The sequence below is a fragment of the Anaerocolumna chitinilytica genome, assembly GCF_014218355.1.
GTDB classification, from domain to species: domain Bacteria; phylum Bacillota; class Clostridia; order Lachnospirales; family Lachnospiraceae; genus Anaerocolumna; species Anaerocolumna chitinilytica.
The window spans coordinates 4,998,590-5,019,541 of record NZ_AP023368.1; the positions used below are offsets into that span (position 1 = coordinate 4,998,590).

Annotated in this window: 19 protein-coding genes and 1 other annotated feature; of the genes, 1 reads left to right on the forward strand and 18 read right to left on the reverse strand. The window is 39.4% G+C overall.

The features are described from left to right. Nucleotides 1-84: 84 nt before the first annotated feature. From bsdcttw_RS21745 to bsdcttw_RS21790, 10 genes are all read right to left on the reverse strand, one after another. Nucleotides 85-651, reverse strand: a complete 567-nt coding sequence (locus bsdcttw_RS21745; protein WP_185256878.1) for a GNAT family N-acetyltransferase — start codon at nucleotides 649-651, stop codon at nucleotides 85-87. A 202-nt stretch (nucleotides 652-853) separates the two neighbouring features. Then, nucleotides 854-1,378 carry an acetolactate synthase small subunit gene (gene ilvN, locus bsdcttw_RS21750; RefSeq protein ID WP_197979808.1) on the reverse strand — a complete coding sequence of 175 codons (525 nt, stop codon included), beginning with the start codon at nucleotides 1,376-1,378 and terminating at the stop codon, nucleotides 854-856. 20 nt (nucleotides 1,379-1,398) lie between these two features. Beyond that, on the reverse strand, nucleotides 1,399-3,255 hold the full coding sequence (gene ilvB, locus bsdcttw_RS21755; RefSeq protein ID WP_185256879.1) for a biosynthetic-type acetolactate synthase large subunit: 1,857 nt from the start codon (nucleotides 3,253-3,255) through the stop codon (nucleotides 1,399-1,401). A gap of 189 nt (nucleotides 3,256-3,444) precedes the next feature. Then, nucleotides 3,445-3,723, reverse strand: a binding site (T-box leader). An 80-nt stretch (nucleotides 3,724-3,803) separates the two neighbouring features. Further along, the gene (locus tag bsdcttw_RS21760; RefSeq protein ID WP_185256880.1) at nucleotides 3,804-4,643 is read right to left on the reverse strand and encodes an AraC family transcriptional regulator; all 840 of its coding nucleotides are present in this window, start codon (nucleotides 4,641-4,643) and stop codon (nucleotides 3,804-3,806) included. Nucleotides 4,644-5,113: 470 nt separating this feature from the next. Beyond that, nucleotides 5,114-5,881: a tyrosine-protein phosphatase gene (locus bsdcttw_RS21765; RefSeq protein ID WP_185256881.1), complete on the reverse strand. Its 768-nt coding sequence runs from the start codon at nucleotides 5,879-5,881 to the stop codon at nucleotides 5,114-5,116. Nucleotides 5,882-6,006: 125 nt separating this feature from the next. Next, nucleotides 6,007-7,530 (reverse strand): ribosomal protection-like ABC-F family protein, encoded by a 1,524-nt coding sequence (gene abc-f, locus bsdcttw_RS21770; protein ID WP_185256882.1) that lies wholly within the window; start codon nucleotides 7,528-7,530, stop codon nucleotides 6,007-6,009. Between the two features lie 530 nt (nucleotides 7,531-8,060). Continuing rightward, nucleotides 8,061-8,327, reverse strand: coding sequence for a CD3324 family protein (locus tag bsdcttw_RS21775; RefSeq protein ID WP_185256883.1), 267 nt, complete (start codon nucleotides 8,325-8,327; stop codon nucleotides 8,061-8,063). A 255-nt stretch (nucleotides 8,328-8,582) separates the two neighbouring features. Continuing rightward, a complete protein-coding gene (locus tag bsdcttw_RS21780; RefSeq protein ID WP_185256884.1) occupies nucleotides 8,583-9,152 on the reverse strand; it encodes a 2'-5' RNA ligase family protein in 570 nt (189 codons plus the stop codon). After that, nucleotides 9,149-10,927: a threonine--tRNA ligase gene (gene thrS, locus bsdcttw_RS21785; protein WP_185256885.1), complete on the reverse strand. Its 1,779-nt coding sequence runs from the start codon at nucleotides 10,925-10,927 to the stop codon at nucleotides 9,149-9,151. Before thrS ends, bsdcttw_RS21780 begins: the two co-directional genes overlap by 4 nt. Nucleotides 10,928-11,262: 335 nt before the next feature. Next, nucleotides 11,263-11,811 (reverse strand): GNAT family N-acetyltransferase, encoded by a 549-nt coding sequence (locus bsdcttw_RS21790; protein ID WP_185256886.1) that lies wholly within the window; start codon nucleotides 11,809-11,811, stop codon nucleotides 11,263-11,265. A 283-nt stretch (nucleotides 11,812-12,094) separates the two neighbouring features. Here bsdcttw_RS21790 and bsdcttw_RS21795 point away from each other — a divergent pair, with 283 nt between their 5' ends. Further along, nucleotides 12,095-13,327: a DUF6273 domain-containing protein gene (locus tag bsdcttw_RS21795; protein WP_185256887.1), complete on the forward strand. Its 1,233-nt coding sequence runs from the start codon at nucleotides 12,095-12,097 to the stop codon at nucleotides 13,325-13,327. Between the two features lie 118 nt (nucleotides 13,328-13,445). Here the strand turns inward: bsdcttw_RS21795 and bsdcttw_RS21800 are convergent, their stop codons facing one another. From bsdcttw_RS21800 to bsdcttw_RS21835, 8 genes are all read right to left on the reverse strand, one after another. After that, a complete protein-coding gene (locus bsdcttw_RS21800; RefSeq protein ID WP_185256888.1) occupies nucleotides 13,446-14,672 on the reverse strand; it encodes a UTP--glucose-1-phosphate uridylyltransferase in 1,227 nt (408 codons plus the stop codon). A gap of 88 nt (nucleotides 14,673-14,760) precedes the next feature. Next, nucleotides 14,761-15,429: a YkgJ family cysteine cluster protein gene (locus bsdcttw_RS21805; protein ID WP_185256889.1), complete on the reverse strand. Its 669-nt coding sequence runs from the start codon at nucleotides 15,427-15,429 to the stop codon at nucleotides 14,761-14,763. 68 nt (nucleotides 15,430-15,497) lie between these two features. After that, the gene (locus tag bsdcttw_RS21810; protein ID WP_185256890.1) at nucleotides 15,498-16,229 is read right to left on the reverse strand and encodes an HAD family hydrolase; all 732 of its coding nucleotides are present in this window, start codon (nucleotides 16,227-16,229) and stop codon (nucleotides 15,498-15,500) included. A 101-nt stretch (nucleotides 16,230-16,330) separates the two neighbouring features. Next, nucleotides 16,331-16,750 (reverse strand): NUDIX hydrolase, encoded by a 420-nt coding sequence (locus bsdcttw_RS21815; RefSeq protein WP_185259919.1) that lies wholly within the window; start codon nucleotides 16,748-16,750, stop codon nucleotides 16,331-16,333. A 223-nt stretch (nucleotides 16,751-16,973) separates the two neighbouring features. Then, entirely contained in the window at nucleotides 16,974-17,654 is a 681-nt protein-coding gene (locus bsdcttw_RS21820) for a DUF6198 family protein (RefSeq protein ID WP_185256891.1), read from the reverse strand. Between the two features lie 227 nt (nucleotides 17,655-17,881). Further along, on the reverse strand, nucleotides 17,882-18,757 hold the full coding sequence (locus bsdcttw_RS21825; protein ID WP_185256892.1) for an SPL family radical SAM protein: 876 nt from the start codon (nucleotides 18,755-18,757) through the stop codon (nucleotides 17,882-17,884). Further along, on the reverse strand, nucleotides 18,750-19,676 hold the full coding sequence (locus tag bsdcttw_RS21830; RefSeq protein WP_185256893.1) for a helix-turn-helix transcriptional regulator: 927 nt from the start codon (nucleotides 19,674-19,676) through the stop codon (nucleotides 18,750-18,752). The genes bsdcttw_RS21825 and bsdcttw_RS21830 overlap by 8 nt, the downstream gene beginning before the upstream one ends. Before the next feature lie 265 nt (nucleotides 19,677-19,941). Further along, on the reverse strand, nucleotides 19,942-20,868 hold the full coding sequence (locus bsdcttw_RS21835) for a phosphotransferase (RefSeq protein WP_185256894.1): 927 nt from the start codon (nucleotides 20,866-20,868) through the stop codon (nucleotides 19,942-19,944). Nucleotides 20,869-20,952: the final 84 nt, after the last annotated feature.

The window sequence follows — 20,952 nt, forward strand, 5'->3', positions numbered from 1 at the left end:
TTTTTTCTGACTGTCAAGTTAAAATAGAAACCCAAAACACAGAAGGATACCTCGTCTAGTTATACAAAGGTACCCTTTCTCGTATTATAAATTCATTAACATTACTCTGACATTTTCAAAACTATCGATTTCCCGGAAGCCGTTCTCCAGATACATATTCATACTTCCGCGGTAATGAGTTTCAGCAGGAGTGTCCGTTAACACCGGGAATGCAATCACCTGTTCAAATCCCTCTTTTCTGAAATCTTCTACCGCATATTTTAACAGCTGCCTTGCAAGACCCTGTCTGCGGTATTCCGGATGAATCACATAACAAATAGTACATCCGGTCTTTTTTCCTTCCACCAGATGTCCCACATCTTCTGTCAGACGGGGAAATCGGTTAATATCATTAGCACTGCACCAACCAATGCATTTATTACCGTCAAAGGCAAGATAACCTTTCATATTTCCTCTCCTGATATCCTCCAGAGCTTCCGCTTTATTGACCTCTCCGCTTCTTCCCATCCATTCCTCACCACTGCAGTTACAGTAGTAAAATCTGCAAAAGCAAGTCGCCCAATGAGGCGTAAGGCTAAAATCCAGATTACCCAAATATTCTGTAAATATTTCCGCATTGCTTGCATCTAACGGTTTCACCACATAGCTCATAATCGTACCTGCCTTTCTAATACCTGCAAGCTATAGGCTGCAGGTGGCATATCTCTTTTAGTAAAATACTAATTCTTTTCGAATATACATACGTATTGTCAGTATTTTACCAAATACTGCAATCCACCGTCAAGAGACTATCATAAAGCAATGTTTCAACACGAATGCCAGCTTATTCTAATCTATCGGAATGCAGACAGTATCACCTGTCAGCTACACTGATGGCCTCTATTGCCACACTGCCTCCTTTTACTACTTCTATACGGTTCGGAAAGGAATTCTGAAAGAGTTTTATAATAGCATTATTCTTACTCTCCGTCTGTACGCACTCCAGTAAGAGAGTGCTTCTGTCACAGTCAATTACCGCTAACCCATAAATCTTGGAAATACTAAAAACTTCTTCTTTTTCGCTGTCTTTCAGGCTGTTTATCTTCACAAATAATATTTCCTTCATATGAATTGGAATATCGGTGAAATCTACCACTTTTATTACTTCCACGCAGCGGTTCAGCTGTTTTTTTATCTGCTCAAAAGTACTCTCATCACTGGTAACACTAATAGTCATGCGGGATATGGTCTCATCCTCTGTTTCACCAACCGTAAGACTGTCCATGTTATAGGATTTTCCGGAAAAAAGGCCTGATATCTTCGCCAACACACCGATTTCATTCTCCACATAAAGAGAAATCCATCTTTTTTTGATTATATTTTCAATCACTTTGCCCATGTATTTATCCTTTCTGAATATTAGTCTATAACCATTTCGTTAAGAGGCTTGCCTGTAGGTACAATCGGATATACGTTAGCTTCCGGTTCTATGATAAACTCAATCAGAACAGGCGTATTCTTACTCTTACTGGCAATGTCTAAGGCTTCATCAATCTCTTCTGCTGTTTCCACACGTATTCCGATGGCATCATAGCTTTCTGCCAGCTTTACAAAGTCCGGAGAATATTTAGGAGAGCCTTTTATAGCCTCCTTACTGTCACTGGTACAGCTGCTGCTACCACCGCTAGTTCTGGCACTATTTGTGTCCGCACATTCTATACCTTCATTTTCTATGCCTACATTTTCTATATCTGCATTTTCTATGCCTGCATTTTCCGTACCTGCTCCACCTCTGCCTGCATGGCTTCTGCGAGTCGCCAGGCTAGTAAAAGCGTAGCGGCCGCCATAAAACATCTCCTGCCACTGCCGTACATTTCCCAGATAGGAGTTATTGAATACACATAATATCAGGGGAAGTTCCAGGCATACTGCCGTTGCCATCTCCTGAATATTCATCTGCATACCTCCATCGCCGGAGATACAAAGAACCGGGATATCAGGGTTTCCAAGCTTTGCTCCTATGGCTGCCGGAAGACCATATCCCATCGTTCCAAGACCTCCGGAAGTAAGGAGTTTTCTGCTGTGGTCCAGCTCAAGATATTGGGTAGTCCACATCTGATTCTGCCCTACATCGGTGACAACAATAAGATCATCGAATTTTTCATTAATCTTATTGATGATAATCTCAGGTGTCATTCCTTCATATTTTTTCATTCCTAGAGGATTCTCTTCCTTCCAACCCCTAACCTCTTTTGTCCACTCTGACACAGGCAGCCCCTTTGCTTCTTCCAATATTTTTATAATTGCTGTTTTGGCATCTGCTACAATAGGAACGTCAACCTGGATATTTCTTGAGATGGAGGCTGCATCTATATCAATATGGATGATAGCTGCCAGCTTGGCAAATTCCGTTATTTTACCGGTTATTCGGTCATTGAATCTGGTTCCGATAGAAAATAGCACGTCGCACTCACTGATAGCCCTGTTAGCGGCATAATTACCGTGAATTCCGATATTGCCGATATAGAGGGGATGGTTTGTAGGAATCGCTCCTTTCCCCATGATAGTAGTGATGACAGGCATTCCGGTAAGTTCCGCCAGCTTTGTAAACTCTTCCCCGGCACCGGCTATATTTACACCGCCTCCGACTAAGAATACCGGTTTCTTAGCCTGGTTTAATATACTAAGTGCCCTTCTAACCTGCCCAATATGAACTCCGGTGCTGGGTTTATAGCCACGAATGGAGACTTCCTTGGGATAATCGTCACTTCCCATTGCCTGCTGGATATCTTTAGGCAAATCTACGACAACAGGACCTGGTTTTCCGGACTTTGCAATAAAGAAGGCTTCTTTTATAACTTTGGCAAGGTCCTTGCGGTCTCTTACAGTGATGGCGTGCTTACAGATATTTCGGGTAATTCCCACAATGTCCACCTCCTGGAAAGCATCATTTCCAATAAGATGAGTCGGCACCTGCCCGGTAAAACATACCAAGGGTACGCTATCATAATTAGCAGTAGCTATACCGGTTACCAGATTGGTGGCTCCCGGGCCGCTGGTAACAAGACATACTCCGACCTTTCCGGTAGAACGGGCATAGCCGTCCGCCGCATGAATTAATCCCTGCTCATGCCTTGGCAGAATGACCTCAATTCCCTCTGCATCATATAGGGCATCAAATAAGTCGATTACCTGCCCTCCCGGATAAGCAAATAGTGTATTAACACCTTCTTCTCTCAATGCCTTAACAAAAAGCTCTGTTCCTCTTATTTCCATGGTCTTCCTCCTTCTTGACTGCCGGGAACATTTCCCTTATTTTTTATATTTATACATATATCCGTTTCCTGCAGACTTTCTTTCATCTGCAAAAATATTGATAGATGTTTATCTGCTGATTCTTTTGCCGATTTTATATCTTTCCTAACCTCCGGAAAGAAATAAAAAAAGCCCTAAGCTAAAGTTTTAGCTTAGGGCGAATTATTATCCGTGTTACCACCTAAATTCAGAGATAATCTCTGCACTCACACCAATACGGATTCTTTGATAAGATAAAACAAAGAGATCGATACTGTTTCCCGGGTAACGGCGGAAACTTCCGTTGAAGTCTACTAAGGAATAATTCTCATTCCTTTTCGGTTCACTGCTCAAAGGCTACTTCCATACCTCCTGAATGAAGACTTCCACCAAATATCTTCTCTCTGAAATCCGGGTTGAGTATGTACTCCTCCTTGTCACTGCATTTAAACTGTATATTTATTACTCAAGACTTTATCATATACACAAATTCTTGTCAACAGTAATTTACGTTTCATACAGTTGCTATCCTATTTTTCTTTTACCGGAAGCCAGATTTCACTGACATAATCAGGACTGGAAGCATCCCCTTCCGTATAATTTTCAATATCGTAGCCCTGCACCAGTTCATAATTTGCCTGAGGGAGCCACTCACTATATACTCTCTTCCACATATCCTGAATTGCCCCTGGCATAGGGCCTACACAGCGAAAGATTGCCCAAGTGTAGGCAGGAATAGTATAAACCTGAAATCCCTCCGGCACTTCTGATAAAAATTCCTTACAGCAGCCAATTCCATACTCAAATTCTTTTGTTTCATCATCCATGGGCAAGCATATCCCGAGAGCTCCGCATACTTTCTCGTCCAGGCCGCTTTCCAGATACTCTGACCAGAACTTTGGAATATCTGTCATATTGTTCTGGTAATTAAATGTCCTCGTCATAAGAACAACCTCAAATGCTTCTTTTTTCTCAATTCTGTAATCCATACTGCTTCCACCTTCCATAATAATTTTAATGATAAGACGATTAAAGGATTTTAGGCTGGCTCCCTGTTTTTTTACTTGTACCGGAGTAATTCCGTGGAATCTCTTAAAGGCTTTTGTGAAGCTCTCCGGTGAATCGTAGCCATATTTTAATGCCACATCGATTACTTTAGTCTCCTTCCGAAGAAGTTCTCCGCCGGCCAGAGAAAGACGCCTGTTTCTGATGTATTCACCCATTGTCAGTCCGGTAAGCAGGGTAAAGGTTCTTTGAAAATGATGATTTGAAATATATACCCCCTCCGCAACCTCTTCACATTCCAGATCACTAAGAAGGTTTTCCTCCATGTAATCTATTGCCTTTTCCAGCGTTTGAATCCAGTCCATACTAACAACCTGCCCTTTCTGTGTACATCAATTATACTCCTGCATTCTTCACACCAGCAGTACTGCCTTTTTCAACCTGTGTGAAGGATAACCTGCCCTCGCCTTATGCATTTATCATAACAGAAGCGCCCTTATTTCTCCTGTCCGCAAGTGCTCTTATGTGTCCGCTTTATTCCTTATTCTTTATTCTTTCCTTTATTCTTTCTTCCGAAAGTTTATAGTATCTTTCTTAATTGTTCACAAACTCTTCAATTTTCCTTCAAACTCTATACACATGTGAACGTTATAATGAATTCATAAGTTAAACAAAGAAACAAACACAAAATAAATGGTAATACAAATTAAGCGTAAATCAAGGATCCCCAACCTTGTTGACATAAACTTTTTTTCATAAATGGCCGGCAGAATTTCTGCCGGCCCCTCCTCTTTTATAGGGATATCCTTTACCCTTTAAGTTATTCTTTATCCAATCAATTTACCAGATATTTTCTTTGTAATTCCATTTCTTCCTCTTTTGTTACCTTTAATGCCTGGTATATATAATTATGAAAAGAACCAAATATCTTTTCTGCGGTATGATAAGCTGTTTCAAGATATTCAGCATTCACAGTAAGTGCAATCTCCACAATATCGCATTGTTCTTTGCTAAATCCCTGCTCTGTCAGCTTACCAAGCAGTTCCTCATTTTCTTCTTTTCTCTGTTCATTGGTTTTTAAGTAATCATAAATGATATCTTCTTTGCTTACACCAAGAATTGTTAAGATAATAGCTGCCGTCAATCCCGTTCTGTCTTTACCGGCAAAACAATGGAAAAGAAATGCTCCCTCTTCCTGTTCCAAAAGAAGGTCAAGAACTTCTCTAAAACCTCTTGCTGCACCCTCATTGTTAATCATCTGTTCATATAAGAGATTCATATGATAATGAGCACCGTGAACATCCTGAACCGATTCAAGGCTTCCCAAATCTGCTCCGGTTTCATGAATTTTCTTTAGGATATCAACATTGTAATAGCTGGCACCCGGAACTTCATCGTCGGGTTTCTCTCCATATTCCTTTTCCCCGCGCAGGTCTATAATGGTTCTTAATTGAAATTCATTGGATAATATCTCTATATCTTCTTTTGTAAGTTTTACCAGTTCTCCCGAGCGAAGTATACGAAGGGGGCGGACTTTTTTTCCGTCTTTTCCTGTTATTCCGCCTAAATCTCTGAAATTTACCGGTTTGGCAAGGTTTTTCATAACCTGTTCCACCTTTCTTCCTATCGGCTAACATATTGCAGCAACTGCATCATACCACATTTAGCCTTGTCATGGTATCACCGTCTTTTAGTCTAACAAAATTCCCCACTAAAGTCAAACCCAGCTTAGTTACCGATAGTAATAACCTTTGTAGCAACTTTTTCTCCAAACCACTCATCATGTTCTACGAACACAAGAGTCGGATTGATAGCAAGTACTGCGCTTTCTAATTGTTCTCTGAAATAGAGATCCATATAATTAAGGGGCTCATCCAATAGTATCAGATGGTTTTCCATGGAAAGTGCCCTTGCTATTTCAATCTTTTTTAGTTCTCCTCTGCTAAAGGTCTCTAATGGACGTTCAAACAAAGAGTCCGGCAGGTCAAAGAGACGGCATAGTTTCTCAAAATCATCACCATTCCCATCTTTTATAAACCCTTTTAAATATCCTTCTCTCCAAAGGGGCTCCTGGAGGGCTTCTGTTATTTTAAGGTCTTCCGTCCGTATAAATCCCCTGGTGGAAAGCTTTCCGGAAATCAGTTTTAACAAGGTGGATTTCCCTGACCCATTTTCTCCTCTTACCCAGATGCGGTCCCCCTTTTTAATATCAAAGGACAAACCATAGAAGAGTTCCCTGCCGTCATAGGAATACATAATATCCTTTCCCTTAAGCAATAAGGTTCCCTCTGTTTCCAACTGTTCGAATTCCAGCTTCGCTGCTGTTTCGTAATTCAGGAGCAGGGTTTTCTTTTCTTCTATCTTATTCATTATCTGCTGCTCCGAGCGTTTTGCCTGCCCCATAAAAGCCTTAGCTCCATTGGTTCTTGCATGGCTGGCAAAGGCATATTTCTGGGTATTGGCAGTTCCTCCCCATAGTCTGCTCTCCTTTGCGTGCCGCTCCAACTGCCTGACTTCCCTATTTAACCGCTCCCCTGCTCTGGCTTCAAATTCATCCTTTAAATCTTTATTCCGTTTCCAGGTAGTAAAATTTCCTTGTTCCAGAGTAATATCCGATTTATTAATTGCCAGGATATGATCTGCCACCTCATCCAAGAAACTCCTGTCATGGGATACTACCAGAAAGCCCTTTTTCCGTTTTAGATATTCCGCTACATCCTTTTTCCCTCGAATATCCAGATGATTTGTCGGCTCATCCAATAAAAGATAGGTATCTTTACGCAGAAACAAAGCAATTAGGAGCACTTTGGTTTTCTCTCCTTCAGATAATAGGGAAAAGTCCCGATAAAGCAGTTCTTCCGCCAGTTTCATTCTATACATCTCTTTTTTAATGAGGCTCTCCATTGAGAAGCCGTCAAGTTCCAGATACCGTCCGAGAGCTTCCATATCTTCCAGATTATCCTCTAAGGTTCTTAAACCTCCAATGTTTTCTTTTATTACATCCATCGTCAGAGAATACCTTACTTTATTTTCATAAGGAAACAATTCTGTATTTACTTCCATCTTTATTGTACCCTTATCTGGCAGGAACTCCTTATGAAGAAGTTTTAAAAAGGTTGTCTTTCCTCTTCCGTTCCTTCCGATTAGACCAAGTCTCCAGTCGGTATCAAGATTAAGGGTTACTTTTTCAAATATTGGTTCATAAAAAGTTTTATAGCTAAAGCTCATCTCAGTTATCATAATTTGCGACATAATGTTCCTTCCTTTCCTGACTTTATTTCTTGTCAGATTAGGCCCGGATATGACGCTTTTGCCGGACCTATACTGACTCTATTACCAAACGTAAACGAATCCACATAATATGCAGGCCTCCTTCTATTACCCAATTTGGGCATAAAAAAACCTACCTTTAACAGATTACCCTTAGACGGTTGCTATCCGTATAAGGTAACACAGCAGAGCGCATCAAAATAGTAATAATATCCTTTAAATAGGCTATTATCCTAACATAAGATTAACGCAGTCTGCTGTTGTTAAAAAGTAGGTAAATTAACATAGTTCTTATTTCAACCTCTGCTTTCAGAAGATATTTTTACCATAACATAAAATTCATCTTAGAGCAACTTATTTTTACATTTATTTCATTATCTGATATGATAAGCGATATTTCCATCCCTGGAGCTCTTATTCCATATTAAATGTTCTTATCAAATGTTCTTACGACTTTTGGATATACGGACATAAAAAAGAGTACAACCATACCGGGGCTATACTCTTTTCCTTTATTTCATCTGATTTATTATACGTTGTATACTTTTTAGGGAGAGGTAGTATTTTCCCGCTATCTCTGTTCCCTTCATTCCTTTTTGATAATCAAGGTAGATGTTTCGATTCCGTTCCTTTAATTCTTCTCTGATACTGGTGTTCTCACCCCAGTTCTTTCTGGAATTCTCTTTTCTCGGGATATAGATACATTCCCCATCCACATAGTTTTGAATCAATTCAATAATTTCATTTGGCAGAATCTGCTCTGCTCTTCTATAGCTCATTGCGCCCTCCTAAAATATTTGCTATTAGGAACAGCAGCGGCTATAACAATTTTATTTTAATTTATAAAAATGCGATAGCCGGTGCTACGCATTTATAACATGCCTTCGTCTCATAAAACAGCCAAACCCCTTTCAAGACCTGCAAACTTCGGAATGCAGGATAAAATATACATGTAATTCTAATGTCATTTTAAACCATATTCCAAATCTTTGCAAGAACTATCAGCAGATGTAATACTATTAATTTGTTTATTCTCAGAGAGAAAGCTTTACTGACTTATAACAAAAATATGACCCCGGTTTTATTTTATCATCATCGTAATAAAATAATCCCAGTTTGTCAAATAGAGCTTCCCCTGCATATTCCAGAACTTTTATTTTCTCATATGCCATTTTATAAGCTCCAAAGGGACTCCCTCCAATGGCAACAGTCATATGAAAACAATAGTCTTCGTCATGCTCTGCCGGGCAATGCCCAAAGCCTTCCTCTAAAGCCTTAAACAGTTCCTTCTGCTGATTTTTAAGTGTGTCATTGGGTTTGATTTTCATAACCAGACAACCGGACTCGTATCCGAATACTTTGCTTTCATAGAGGTCCAAAGCATCAAAGCGGAGACTTATAGGTGAAAGCTTTTTAGCATAATCATCAAAAAAGGATTCTATCTTATTTAAATCGGGTATAGAAAATGGCTGTTTTAAGGATACATGCATTGGCAGCCTCGCTGCTTCAAAGCCCATCCCGCCGATTCTGTGGGCGGCAAGCATTAATCCTTTTCCATAATTCTCTGTATTGGTATCTGCCAGATAAGCGATTGTTGCTTTCATTCCTTCTCCCCCTCACTGTTATCCTCATGAAGTTCCTCCTGAAGCATATTGATAAAAGCTTCCAGATTCATTCGTCCTAAATCACCGCTGTCTCTCTTACGAACAGATACCTCATGGCTTTCTTCTTCCTTCTGGCCAACAATCAGCATATAAGGAACCCTGTCAAGCTGAGCTTCCCTAATCTTATAGCCGATCTTTTCTGCCCTGTCATCCACTTCACAGCGTATTAAAGCTCTGGATAATTTCTTTTTTATATCATTTGCATAGGGTAGAAAATGTTCTGATATAGGCAGCAGTTTCACCTGAACCGGAGCCAGCCATAAAGGGAACTTGCCGGCATAATGCTCTATAAGAATCCCCATGAAACGCTCTAAGGAACCAAATACCACCCGGTGCAGCATAATCGGGCGATGCTTTAACCCATCTGCCCCAGTATACTCTGCCTGAAAACGCAAGGGAAGCTGAAAGTCCAGCTGTATTGTTCCGCATTGCCAGGTTCTGCCCATGGAATCCACCAGATGAAAATCAATCTTAGGGCCATAGAAAGCTCCGTCCCCTTCATTAACAAGGTATGGCATCTTAAGCTCCTCCAGGGCATTTATTAAGCCATTCGTAGCCATTTCCCAGTCTTCCTCACTGCCGATACTATCCTCCGGTCGTGTAGATAATTCTACATGATAGGAAAATCCAAACTTAGTGTATACCTCATCTATCAGACCAATTACTCCTTTTATTTCTTCTCTTACCTGTTCTTCCGTCATAAAGATATGGGCATCATCCTGGGTAAACATCCGAACCCGCATAAGTCCATGGAGCGTTCCTGACTTCTCGTGCCGGTGGACAATTCCCAATTCTCCCATCCTAATTGGAAGGTCTCTGTAGGAGTGAGGCTGCAGTTTATACACCAGCATTCCTCCCGGACAATTCATAGGTTTGATTGCATATTCAGACTTATCGATAGTGGAAAGATACATTTTTTCATTAAAGTGTTCCCAATGGCCGGAAGTCTCCCATAAGCTTTTCTCAAGCATAATCGGTGTGGAAATCTCCACATAGCCTTCCCTGCTGTGCACTTTTCTCCAGTAATCTATCAAAAGATTTTTCACTATCAGGCCCTTTGGCAGGAAGAAGGGAAAACCCGGCCCTTCGTCCATTATTGCAAAGAGCCCCAGTTCCTTACCAAGTCTTCTATGATCACGTTTTCTGGCTTCTTCTATCTTCGCAAGATATTCTTCTAACTCAGCGGTACTTGGATATGCTGTACCGTATATTCTGGTCAGCATTTCATTCTCTTCTTTTCCCTTCCAGTAAGCACCTGCTACCAGCGTCAGCTTAAAGGCTTTTATCGATCCTGTGCTGATTACATAAGTGCCTGCGAACAGCTCACTATATTCCCCTTGTATTATGAGTACAGCTTCTTTTTCCTGGCTTTCTCTGATAAGCTCTACCTTATAGGATTCCTGCCTTTCTGCCATATAATCCATTGCCTCTTTTTTATCCAAGGTAAAGCTCTTTAGTGATAGGTCTTGATTAATAATATTTTGCATCTCTGCTTCCAGAATGTTTAAGTCTTCCGTTGTAAAAGCTGTGTTAAGAGCAAAATCGTAATAAAAGCCTTCCTCTTCTGTCTGAAAGCCGGCACATTTTGCTTCCGGATATAACCTTTTTACTGCCTGAGCCAGAACCTGTGCCGTAGTACGCCAGTATGCTTCCCTCCCTTCTTTCTCTGTAAAGTCGTAGTCCCTGATAGAACCGTCTTTCTCTGCTGCTTTCATTTCTTATGATCTCCTTCTATGGGTTTTATTTAACATAAGAAAAGCACCCTTGTATAAACGGCATACAGCCGCTTATATAAGGGTGCATCATATCAAATGCACGGTTCCACCTTAACTTTTCACTTCGGATTCCATCAAATCCTATTCTTTAACGCAGACATACGGCGACACTTAGTAATTGTAAGAACAATCTTTCAGCATTGCAGCTTGGGAATGGTTTTGGGCTGTCTTCCATATAAAGAACTTCCACCTTATGTTCTTCTCTCTGTATATTTCTCTCAGCTTACTCGTTTCCGTCATAGCTTTTCTTATGTTATTGGTATCATTATAGCATTCTATTTGTTTCTGTCAATATCTAATTTCCATTCATTTTTTAATATGGCATATTCATAGGTATCAACCCATAAAGGTTCCCCTTGGGCTCCGGTTTTAAAATAAATATTTTGTAAAAGCATACCTTCACGCCTCATAGGTAAGCGTTCCAGCAGCTTCCAGGATTGCTCATTCTTTGGATTGCACATGGCTATAATACGCCTGGCCCCTAAACTGGTAAAGGCATAGTCAAGTAATGCTCTGGCACTCTCTGTGGCATAACCTTGTCCTTGAAAACTCCTGTTAAAAACATATCCCAATTCCCAGGTATCAAATTCTCCTTTACCCAAATACAGGTTTCCAATTAACTTTCCATTCTCCTTTAAGCAGACGGCATAGAAAGACTTCGCACCTGCTCTGTAAATTGCTTCTTCCATCGCCTGCTCTTTTGTATAAACATTATATGGCTCAAACCGAACAACCTCTTCGTCTGATAAATATTCATATAAATCCATCCAATCATTTTCATCAAATCTTCTAATAATCAATCTCTCTGTGATTATATTTTCCATTATAAATGCCTCTCTCTTCTCTGAATTAACATGATAATTATACCATAGTTTCTAAAGTAATCCAAATCCCAAAACAGTTATAGCTATTAATTCCTTTAGCCCGTAATTTCTTAAAAATAATTAAGAAATAACAGAGTTTTTTGTATTTACTTCTGGCTGTCAATGGGATAATATATGTTGTAAAAATCAGATACGATAAAATAGTACTCTTTCGTTTATACTATCATGATTATAACATCTGGCTACAAAAGTAAAATTATAAAGGATGGAACAGGATTCTTATATGGAAAATATGGAGAACACGGATAACTTAGAAACCCCCGAAATAAACGAGGAAGAGCTGCAAAAAGAAGAAAGCTATCAGAAACTGATTGCCTTGCTTTCAAGCCTGGAGTGCATGAACACCACACCATCAAAGGCTGAAATATATCTAAGTGCTGCTAATAAATTTGCCGAACTGGAAGGCTATAAAGACAGTGAAGAATACGTCAAGCTATGCAAGCAGTCAGCAAAGCAGACAAATGATGAGTTAATAAAAAAAATATATGATTATGCCACCCTTAAGAAGAACAATGCCAAAAATGCTGATGATTATAAATTGGCAGCTGCAGAATTCCGTAAAACGGAAGGATACTCTGATTCAGATAAACAGGCCTTGGAATGCGATAAACTAAGTGACCGCATTGATAACAAAGGTGCCAGGAAATTTTTTGGAACCGTCGGTGTGGTATTGTTTGGCATTCTTGTTCTCGTATTCATCGGCATTTCTCCCGTTGCCAAGTACAATATCGGAAATGCCCTTTATAACGTGAATGCTTATAAATATGCCTTAAAATTCTATCATCACTCCGGTGACTATAAAGACACCAAGGATAAAGCTATGAAGTGCCAGTATATGTTAGGATTGGATTATGAAGCAAAGGGCAATTATAAGATGGCAAAGAAATCTTTTTACGCATCAGGTAATTACAAAGAAAGTGATGTAAAAAAAGTAACTGCCTTAAAACAGGTTCTTAAAAATGCCAGACCAGGCATCAGTGTAGTTAAAATCGGTAAATATAACTGGAAAGTTTTAAAGGTAGAAGATACAAAAGTCTTACTGCTAAAGAAAGCTGCTCTATCCAAAAGAGCTTACAGCAGTAATGCTAGCAATGCAGCCTGGGAAAATTCTGACCTTCGCAAGTATTTAAATAATAATTTCTTAAACGATACTTTTTCAAAAGAAGAACTTAAAAATATACTTCAGACAACCGTAAGCAATAATGCCAATGCCAAATATGGCACAGCAGGCGGTAATGATACTTCCGATTATCTATTCTTATTAGATATAGACGAGGCACATACTTATAATACCTTCTTCAAAGCATTAAAGGGAAGAAGCTGGCTGCGCTCCCCCGGCAGTTCTTCTGGCAGCGCTGCCTTTATCACCGATAAAGGGTTGGTTATGGATTTTGGCTATGATGTAACAAGTGATGAATTTACAGCCATTCCGGCTATGTGGTTTAATATCCAATAACTCAACGAAATCAGAACAGGATTTAGGTTACTCAAATAAAGAAAGCCGTATATGTTTAGCAAAATGCTAAATATATACGGCTATTTTTTCTAAACTACTCGAACAATTCCCTCACAATCTAGAGAATAACACCGTTCAGCTTTAACAAGGCTCTTGCTGTATCCGGTGAATCTGCCCCTGTAGCATTCTTAATGGGAGCAAATTCTTCTTCTCTGACAACCTCAAAGGGCAGACAGTCTTCAAAGAGAGGAATCATATCCAGAACCAATTCTTCAAACTTGTACCCATTAGGCTCACTTGGCTGAATGTATTCACCGTCCGGTGTAACATAAGGAATCTTCTTCTCAGCAACATGAATGGGAAGATTGGTATTCAATATATGAATTAATTTATCCAATTTGAAAAGATAATTTAATATTACACCATAGGAATAACTAAGTTCTCCCTCCGGTGTTTTTTCATGAAGCATCTCGGGTGTCATCTCATAGTATTCTACGATAGATGGCTTTCCGTCTTTCTTGCATAAGACACCAACGCGTTCCCCTGGTTCTGCTTTTTTAACCACTTTCGCTCCGCTGTCCTTCCCTGTCAGAATAGTAGCACCAACAAAGACAGGGTCTGCTATTCTTTGTAAAACATTATCTACTGCGAAAACATTCAGCCATTCAATTCCTCTGGACTGTACATCCTCTAAAAGTCCTGCTTTTACCATGGAAGAGAACCAGCCGCCATTACCATTGGGAGACAGGGACAGCCTATCCGGTGCTTCCATTAAAAGTTTTCCTTCGTAATCTACGGAAGGTGTCATTTCCTGCATAAAGAAAGTAATGTAGTCTTCCTGATAGCCAAAGTATTGATTTTCTTTTAAGAATTCAATAGTTTCTTCATGGGTCTTATCACTGGTCATAATGTAAAACGGAACCCAGGCACCAGTCTTTTCAACTACTTGCAGTGCATTTTGAAACAATTGTTCAAAGATATAGAGAGTTCTGGTAATACCGATATTTACCTTACCCTTTGGTCCCTCACAGCCAAGTCTTGATCCCTGACCGCCGGCCAGTAAAACAGCTCCTACTTTTTTCTCCTGTATTGCCTGGATACCGGCTGCTTCAAATTCGTCTCTTCTGGCATTAATCTCTTTTCTTTCCATTCCGGAAAGAGGTTCTACAATTCCCTTACCTGCAAGTCCATTGTCTTTGTGAATAAGGGCTGCAATATTTAAGTCAACTTTTTCAATCTGTGCTGACAGTGCTTCTTTTCCCTTATCATCAAGCTTATCGTAATATAATAATAAATGTTCCTGATGATATTCTCTTAATTTTTCCTCCAGTTTTTCCCTGTTCATAACTTTTCTCCTTCTATCAAAATTATTATGCATAGCTCCTTCTACACGGTTCTTTTTATGTTAAATATCCCCCGCTAACAGCCATGCTTTAAGAGATCCCTAATAATTCTTTCCCATTTTCCAATCTTTCATGAAATTGTTTGTAAAAATCCTTCTCTATTTCATAGGGTCTTAGGTAAAAAAGATTTAAAATACAAAGATTTATATTCTTTACCGTTACTTCCTCTGCTGCATTTTTCACTTTTTCTTCTGCATCATTTAAGAAATAATGCCAGTCAATGAGAAACTTCTCATTTTCTTTTATGCCCTTCGTATCAATCCAATTGCTGACCTTTACTTTGGTTTTACTGGTATTTACACATTCATTAATTTGAAGAAAATAATGAAATCCATGGTTATCATATACTCTTCCCAAAGGAAATATTCTGCATATACCCGGACGCTGTCCGTGAATACTGCATTTTCCGTCGGTATTTAAAAAGGCACATTGTTCCTTGGCCCCAATCATCTTTAGGTTGGGAAGTATAATTCCATCCACCAGATTCAGCTCAAGCTTGTCCTTTAATAATTCTTCAAAGGAAAGCTTCAAAGTTGTTGTAAGCCGGTATACGTCATAAGGGTCCAAAACGATAGAGTTCCCCATTCCGTGACAGCAGGATGCTCTTCCTTTACAGCCATTGCAGCTGACTTCTACAAGATCTTCACTGCCATATAAGCTGCCGTCAGATATTTCATCTAGACTAATTTGCCTTTTCATTATAATTCTCTCTTTCTTCTTATTCCTCTATAAATATATAGCACAACTTTCCACTTTTAACAACTCCCTCATGATTGTGTAATCATGGCAATCACGTCTTCCCAATCCACCGCGGGAAGATATGTAACCGCTGGAACCTCAGATTTATCTTTCAAATAAGCCGTATACCATACAGGTGTCATACCGGCCCGATAAGCACCTTCTATATCACAAACCGGATTATCTCCGCAGAACCACACCTTATCCGGAGAAAGTTTTGCTTTCGCTAATGCCATTTCAAATATTCTTGGGTGGGGCTTTCGAAACATATAGTCACTGGAAGCTATAATAAATTCAAAGTGATGCTCTGGCAGCAGTTCCTCCAGTCTCCTTGAAAGAGATTTGCTGGTATTCATCATATTGCTTACAACCGCGGTTCGTATACCACTATCCTGAAGAAAGGAAAGCAGCTTCCCAATGTTCTTCGTCGGGTGTCCTGGCGCGGCATTATTCCAGAACATCCATTCCAGATAATCAGCGCTCTCATTAAATTCAACTTCAAAATATTCGTATAAATAACGGTTGAATGCTTGGTGGGTTACATCCAGAGGTTTGTGATTCCGATCCTTCCCCAACATGGCATCTCCCAGGTCTTTTCCCAAAGAATCTGCCAATTCCTGAACTTGCCGTGGGGTCACTTTATATGGATTTCTCACTGCTATCTCTAAAAGTGCCTGGTTCCCTCTTTCAGGATTAAATTTATCTTCTGTAATTAAAGTCTCTCCATAATCAAAAAGAATCATCTCAGGCTTTTTCTCCATTCAGAAACTCCTTTCATCCGTATAAACTGCGGTCTCAGCATACCAATGTATGCATACATTGGTATGCATGCATTGGTGTTATTCACTGAATTCTTAAAGTCCTAGAGGAAACCTTTGTCTATGGCATATTCCAACAGTTTTGGCTGTATCAGAGGATAGGTCCAGCTCTCCGGCAATTCCTCCGTGATTATAATCTCCTCTATTTCACTGTGGAGTTCTTTCTCAAACTCCTCAATCTCCGCATAGTAAAACATACCAAAGGATTCCTCTTCTCCCTCACGAACTACAGAATATACTCCGATAGGCTGAATGTTAAAAATCAGTGCACCGGTCTCTTCGTATAATTCCCGTTTAGCCGTATTAAGGATAGCTTCACCCTCTTCCCTGTGTCCCCCTGGGAATTCATAGGTATTACGTTCCCTGTGCCTGCAAAAAACCCATTTGCCTTGTGTTTTTGCCAGAATTACTGCAAATCCCAATTTTTCGTCCTGGATTGTTTCATAGAATTTAACCTCCAGCATTATGTACCCCTTTCTTTCACATGCTAATACTTCCAATTATAACACATCCAATTTTTTCTGCAAACTTTCCTTCCAAATTCCTAAGGCTACTAATAGTCAGGATAAAAAGAAAATCCCTGAAAACAAATCTCTCCGTTTTCAGGGATTTAAAATGATACTTTATTCCTTAAAGAACTCATTCCCTTTATGTCTTATACAGATATAACATTTTACCCCGGCATTACTATTCAAAATACTTTCTTAGGGGAAGGGCGTCATTAAACTGAAGGTGCTTATCCAAAATATTACCGAATATGCTTATTAGCTTTCCAAAGGTAAGGGCACAGATAATCGTACCGATATTTACACCTACAAACTTCATAAAACCAAAGAATAAGAAAGATAACAGGATACTGATAAGACAGCTTGTTATATCATAACCTGTTTTAAACTTTGTTATGGAGATCTTCATTTTCTTCGAAACCTCTTTTACAAAGAGTTCATAGACCTCCGGTGCCACATAAGTACGAAAAATAAATGCAATGCCGTTGGCGCATAAGGAAACTCCAAAAACAAAGCAAGCCACTCTGCCAATCAGTGAAGCAACAGCAAAATTCTTTAAAATCCCCATACAAAGATCCAGCAGAAAACCGTAATAGAGAGCGGTAACAAAGGAGAATAAATAATATATCCTGAACTTACGCAGTATCAGAATCAACAGACATAGTAGAAGTGCCTGCATGATGTATTCTGCAATACCAAAGGTAATAAAACTATAGCTTAAAGAAAGCTTACGGTATATTAAATAGGCCGGAGCAACTACCATTGACATTCCAAAGTCGGCTTTCACCATAAAAACTGTTCCCAGTGCCAATCCGAAAATTCCCAACAGATAAGCAATTTCCGTATAAAAAATTCTTTTCATAATCTACCTCATTCCTTGTGCAAATTTATTGATTCCGTTCTGTACGAGATGGGATGGGGCTTACTTCACTGTACAAACAAAAAAAATAGCCTTGCCTGTTTGATACAGAAACAGGCAAAGCTTCCTTCATGATTCTATTCGATTTTTATCTCAATGTCAATACCTTTATTCTGAAATGTATCTGACACTATTTCCCTTTCAATATAAACAATTCTTGCTCTCATTTACTACATATCAAATAAGCTTAGCTGTATCCCTGCCTGTTTATCCTCATACAGGTGCATATACTCAAATAATTGATTGGGATCACAGACAATTCCCCGCTTTAGACATTCCGTCCTCACTAACCCAGACAAGTATTTATTATTAGGGGAGATTACTTCGTAAGCCTCCCCATAGGTCTTTATATACTTTTCCTTTAATCCTGGGAAATGTTTATCTAACTGCTGATAGAAGTACTGCCTGTCACCGTCCCTTAGGGTTACCCCTACGTTCCAGAACAGAATTCCGTATACCTTGGCACTGAAGCAGTAATCAAGAATTCCCCGTATATTTTCCTCTGTATCATTGATATACGGCAATATAGGTGTCATCCAGCAGATCGTCGGTATGCCTTCCTCTCTCATAATATTTAAGACCTCTGCCCGCCGTTTTGTTGTAGAAACATTCGGCTCTAGGATTTGGCATAAGTTTTCATCATAGGTTGTCATGGTAATCTGAACAACACACTTTGCCTTCCGGTTTATACTTTTAAGGAGGTCCAAATCTCTTAAGATCAAATCAGACTTTGTCTGAATAGCCAATCCATATCCATAAGCATCAATTAATTCCAGGCAGCTTCTGGTTAGCTTTAACTTGTTCTCAATATGCAGATAGGGATCACTCATCGCTCCCGTACCTATCATACATTTTTTTCTTTTACTTCTTAATGCCTTTTCTAACAATTCGACCGCATTGGATTTTATCTCAATATCTTCAAAATCATGGTGCATTTGATAACAAGTACTCCTTGCATCACAGTAAATACAGCCATGAGTGCAACCTCTGTATATATTCATGCCATTTTGAGCAGATAAGATAGCTTTTACTTCTTTTTCATGCATATTCGTGTCCTTTTCTATATTTCCCGGCAATTCGGTCTAATAGGGAAAGGAATTCTTCCTGGAGCCACTTCGGACTGATAATCTCGACATTCTCCATAAACCCTAGCAGATATCCGAATAATGCTTCTTTATCCCACCAGACAAACTCCAGATAAAGCCTGCCGTCTTCCCCTTTTTTCATTTTCTCAAAATCAAACTCTTCCATCAAACGCCATTTTACCTTTTCTTCAAAGGCTGCCGTAATGCGAAGATTTTCCTGATTAAAGGTTCCCATTCCCGAATCGATTGGTTCCTCTACCTTCCTTGGGTCAAATCTTTCTTTTAATATCTTTAGTTCATCCATTCGACCTAACTTAAATAACCGGAACTCTTCTCTTAATCCGCAATATGCCCAGACATACCAGGAATGCCACCGATATAATAACAGATAAGGTTCCAAGGTCCTCACACTGTCTCCGCTCGGAGAATAATACCGAATGGATACCAGGTTATGATTTTCAATGGCACTTTGAAACTGTTCTATCTTCGGCGCTAGGGTCTTGGTATTCCAATGGGAAAGGTCCAGCAAAATATGATTATTATTCGCAAGAATGGATGAGTTGTTGATAGACAGTTTGTCCATGAGGGTCTGATACTTATTTCCCCCGGAGATACTATCAAGGCTTTGCAGCCCCTTTAGGACTGCCTGCATTTCAGAAGTTGTTAAAAGAGTTTTGTCTATCTTGTATCCATCCATTATGGAAATTCCACCGTCAATCCCTTGTTTTGTAACAATTGGGATACCGGCCTTGCAAAGGTCTTCGATGTCTCTGTGGATAGTTCTTCTGGAAACTTCGAATTTCTCCGCCAAAACGGGAGAAGTTACCTTATCCTGCTGCAACAGTATGGCTAGAATTCCTATTAACCGGTCAATTTTCATATACCCTCTTTTCTTACAAACAAGTTCTTATGGATACTCCCTCATCGGTAATTGAAATGGCTATTTGCTTCAAAACAACAATGCACCCTTCGCTTTAATCAAATCACTGATATAAAAGCTCCATAATGCATTATAGCTATGACTTTACTGATTCTATTATAGCAGAAATATAGGACAACTGTATGTCATATTTAAGATTTTCTAGAAGTGTTATATTACTTCATTGATTTAATGCTTACTATCTTCTACGTATGAAAGGACCTATTTAATTCTGTGCATTACAACCGGTTAAAATCTTCCTTTCATTCCTTTTAACAAAGTAAAATAAATCCACTGCATTTCTAGCCAATTCTGCTTCTCCTATATCTATAAAATAAGCAGCAAATAATAGTTCTATATTCTTCATTACACTGGCAAAGGCCCTTTTTTCAGTTAAATTAAGGGGGCTTACCCTATCATAGCCGCTAACTACCTGCCGTATAATTTCATACCATCTATCGTCTTCCTTAAAACCATTTTCCTCTAAAAGAAGTCCCAAAAGGAAGTAGCATAAATCAAATATTCGGATATTCTTCTGACTTAAATCAAAATCAATATACCCTGTGAATTCTCCATTCTCGAATAAGAAATTTCCCAAATGGACATCTCTGTGTATCAATTGTCTTGGTAAATCCTCGTAGAATGAAGCCAGCTCCTCCACTGCTGCCTGTACATCCTTATCGTTCAGATAGTCGATGTTATACTTGGCGATATTCTTCTTTACCCAGCCATTCATTTCCTCAAGCAAGCTGTTATCCCAAGAATGAAGGTTATTCTCACACTTTAAAAAGGCGATATGAAGCTCTGCTAATATCGTCCCGAAATGAAAGAACCAGTTATCCATGCATTCATATGGTTTCACTGCATGTCCATGCAGTTTCGTCATTAACATATAATAGCCACCGTCTTTTTCTGCATAATCTTTTCCGTCCGGCAATGAAATTATTTCCGGTACCGGAACTCCAGCAGCAAGCAGTGTTCTCATTGATATTACATTTCTCTCCAAGACATCCGGCTCGTCATAGGCTTTTAAAATATAAGATTGATTAATATCCCATGCCCTGGGGTGAATTGATACAGGAATAGCATCTATACTCCATTTTTTTAGTACTTCTTTTATTTCTTCCTTGGTAAGTTCTTTTGCCTTATTCATTACGAACCCCTTTCAATTTGACGGAAAAATCAAATTCTGCCCCATATCTATCCGTCTTCCTTTAGTGCCTTTGATTCTTCTATT

Excerpts from the sequence above, each read along its gene's own strand:
- bsdcttw_RS21810 (WP_185256890.1), bottom strand. The coding sequence starts at position 16,229 with ATGGAGAAAAAGCCTGAGATGATTCTTTTTGATTATGGAGAGACTTTA.
- abc-f (WP_185256882.1), bottom strand. The coding sequence starts at position 7,530 with ATGTCGCAAATTATGATAACTGAGATGAGCTTTAGCTATAAAACTTTT.
- bsdcttw_RS21830 (WP_185256893.1), bottom strand. The coding sequence starts at position 19,676 with ATGAAAATTGACCGGTTAATAGGAATTCTAGCCATACTGTTGCAGCAG.
- bsdcttw_RS21820 (WP_185256891.1), bottom strand. The coding sequence starts at position 17,654 with ATGAAAAGAATTTTTTATACGGAAATTGCTTATCTGTTGGGAATTTTC.
- bsdcttw_RS21765 (WP_185256881.1), bottom strand. The coding sequence starts at position 5,881 with ATGAAAAACCTTGCCAAACCGGTAAATTTCAGAGATTTAGGCGGAATA.
- bsdcttw_RS21800 (WP_185256888.1), bottom strand. The coding sequence starts at position 14,672 with ATGAACAGGGAAAAACTGGAGGAAAAATTAAGAGAATATCATCAGGAA.
- bsdcttw_RS21835 (WP_185256894.1), bottom strand. The coding sequence starts at position 20,868 with ATGAATAAGGCAAAAGAACTTACCAAGGAAGAAATAAAAGAAGTACTA.
- ilvB (WP_185256879.1), bottom strand. The coding sequence starts at position 3,255 with ATGGAAATAAGAGGAACAGAGCTTTTTGTTAAGGCATTGAGAGAAGAA.
- bsdcttw_RS21825 (WP_185256892.1), bottom strand. The coding sequence starts at position 18,757 with ATGCATGAAAAAGAAGTAAAAGCTATCTTATCTGCTCAAAATGGCATG.
- ilvN (WP_197979808.1), bottom strand. The coding sequence starts at position 1,378 with ATGGGCAAAGTGATTGAAAATATAATCAAAAAAAGATGGATTTCTCTT.
- bsdcttw_RS21760 (WP_185256880.1), bottom strand. The coding sequence starts at position 4,643 with ATGGACTGGATTCAAACGCTGGAAAAGGCAATAGATTACATGGAGGAA.
- bsdcttw_RS21790 (WP_185256886.1), bottom strand. The coding sequence starts at position 11,811 with ATGGAAAATATAATCACAGAGAGATTGATTATTAGAAGATTTGATGAA.
- thrS (WP_185256885.1), bottom strand. The coding sequence starts at position 10,927 with ATGAAAGCAGCAGAGAAAGACGGTTCTATCAGGGACTACGACTTTACA.
- bsdcttw_RS21780 (WP_185256884.1), bottom strand. The coding sequence starts at position 9,152 with ATGAAAGCAACAATCGCTTATCTGGCAGATACCAATACAGAGAATTAT.
- bsdcttw_RS21815 (WP_185259919.1), bottom strand. The coding sequence starts at position 16,750 with ATGCTGGAGGTTAAATTCTATGAAACAATCCAGGACGAAAAATTGGGA.
- bsdcttw_RS21775 (WP_185256883.1), bottom strand. The coding sequence starts at position 8,327 with ATGAGCTATAGAAGAGCAGAGCAGATTCTGCCAAATGAAATTATTGAA.
- bsdcttw_RS21795 (WP_185256887.1), top strand. The coding sequence starts at position 12,095 with ATGGAAAATATGGAGAACACGGATAACTTAGAAACCCCCGAAATAAAC.
- bsdcttw_RS21745 (WP_185256878.1), bottom strand. The coding sequence starts at position 651 with ATGAGCTATGTGGTGAAACCGTTAGATGCAAGCAATGCGGAAATATTT.
- bsdcttw_RS21805 (WP_185256889.1), bottom strand. The coding sequence starts at position 15,429 with ATGAAAAGGCAAATTAGTCTAGATGAAATATCTGACGGCAGCTTATAT.